This window comes from Mycobacterium sp. TH-M11 (genome assembly GCF_057473725.1).
In genome coordinates this window covers 1-1,793 of the sequence record NZ_JBYCLD010000300.1, presented here as the reverse complement: position 1 = coordinate 1,793, position 1,793 = coordinate 1, and the positions used below count along the sequence as shown (strand labels likewise).

At 67.5% G+C, this 1,793-nt stretch carries 2 protein-coding genes; both read left to right on the top strand.

Features of this window, described 5'->3' with window-relative positions:
- A partial coding sequence (locus AC2VOG_RS12390; RefSeq protein ID WP_486940194.1) for an adenylate cyclase regulatory domain-containing protein occupies window positions 1-1,053 on the top strand: 1,053 nt, incomplete at its 5' end.
- Between the two features lie 26 nt (window positions 1,054-1,079).
- A complete protein-coding gene (locus AC2VOG_RS12385) occupies window positions 1,080-1,646 on the top strand; it encodes a hypothetical protein (protein WP_486940193.1) in 567 nt (188 codons plus the stop codon).
- The last annotated feature ends 147 nt before the right edge of the window (window positions 1,647-1,793 follow it).

The window sequence follows — 1,793 nt, the reverse complement described above, 5'->3', positions numbered from 1 at the left end:
CTCATCGAGTGGCTCGTCGAACAGGGCATCACCGCCGAGGAGGTCCGGTCGGCGCCGGTCCCCGTGCTGGTGGCCTCCCGCCGGCTGATCGGCGACGACGGCGACTATGTGTCGACGCGCGACATTGCCGACGAGTACGGCATCGACCTCGACCTGTTGCAGCGCGTGCAACGCGCGGTCGGTCTGGTGCGGGTCGACGATCCCGACGCGGCTGTGCATCTGCGCGCCGACGGGGCCGCCGCGGCCCACGCGAAGCATTTCCTCGACCTCGGCATCGACCCCGACCAGGTGGTGCAGGTCGTTCGCGTTCTCGCCGAAGGGCTTTCGCATGCCGCCGAAGTCATGCGCTTCACCGCATTGTCGGCCATCCTGCAGCCCGGCGCCCGTGAAGTGGAGACCGCGAAAGCGTCCCAGGAGTTGGTGGGTCGCATCGCGCCGCTGCTCGGGCCGATGATCGAGGACATGTTGTTCATGCAGCTTCGGCACATATTGGAGGCCGAGGCCGTCAACGCCGGCGAGCGGGCCGCGGGTGCGCCGTTACCCGGGGCGCGGCACATCACCGCGGCCTTCGCCGACCTGGTCGGGTTCACTCGGCTGGGCGAGGAGGTCTCCCCCGAGGAACTCGGCCAGCTGGCCAACCGGCTCGCCGAGATGGCCCGCGACGTGGCGGCTCCACCGGTTCGGTTCATCAAGACGATTGGCGACGCGGTGATGTTCGTCTGCACCGAACCCGCGCCGCTGCTCGACGCTGTGCTCAAGCTGGTCGACATGACCGATGCCGACAACGACTTTCCCCGCCTTCGGGCCGGTATCGCGTCCGGTTCCGCGGTCAGCCGGGCGGGGGACTGGTTCGGCAGTCCGGTGAATACCGCCAGCCGGGTGACGGCCGCGGCCCGGCCGGGGACGGTGCTGGCCGCCGAGTCGGTGCGCGACGAACTCGGCGACGAGGCGGGTTTCAGCTGGTCGTTCGCCGGGGCGCGTCGCCTCAAAGGCATCAAGGGTGAGGTGAAGCTGTTCCGCGCCCGGCGCGGCGAGAGCTCTCAGGGCGTGTAATCATGTAATAATGTAATAATGTAATCATGAGACATCATCATGGACATGGGCGACGCCAGGGCCGTCCCGGTGGCTGGCAACAAGCCGGCCAACCCGAGGCCGGCGACGCCGCCGACTGGTTTGCCGGACGTTTGCCGGGTGACTGGTTCGACGGCGATCCGGCCGTCGTTGTCGACCGCGAAGAAATCACCGTCGTCGGAAAGCTGCCGGACCCGGATGGGTCAGCGGCCGGTGAAAAGCAAGCCCGCGCCGCCGGTCGGGCTGCCCGGTTTCGCGAGGAGACGCGGTCGGAGCGGATGGCTATCGCCGAGGAGGCGCAAGGCCGCTACGGCCGCAAGGTGTCCTGGGGTGTCGAGGTGGCCGGCGAGTCCGTCTTGTTCACCCACATCGCGGTCCCGGTTATGACGCGGTTGAAGCAACCGGAGCGCCAGGTGCTCGACACACTGGTCGACGCCGGCGTGGCGCGGTCGCGCTCGGACGCGCTGGCCTGGTCGGTCAAGCTGGTCGGCGAGCATGCCGAGGAGTGGCTGGCCAAACTGCGTGAGGCGATGTCCACAGTCGACGATCTGCGGGCCGAGGGCCCCGCGCTGTAAGTCACTTCCGTCTCACCGGCCCCGATCTCTGGGGTAACACGTCTCTGGGGTAACACGTCTCTGGGGTAACACGTCTCTGGGGTGGCACTCTTTTTTTGTTTTGTGACCAGATGCGATATCACCGGCGGATGGTGATATCGCATGTGT

What these genes read in the sequence shown, in the direction of transcription:
- AC2VOG_RS12385 (WP_486940193.1), top strand. Translation starts at nt 1,080, where the DNA reads ATGAGACATCATCATGGACATGGGCGACGCCAGGGCCGTCCCGGTGGC.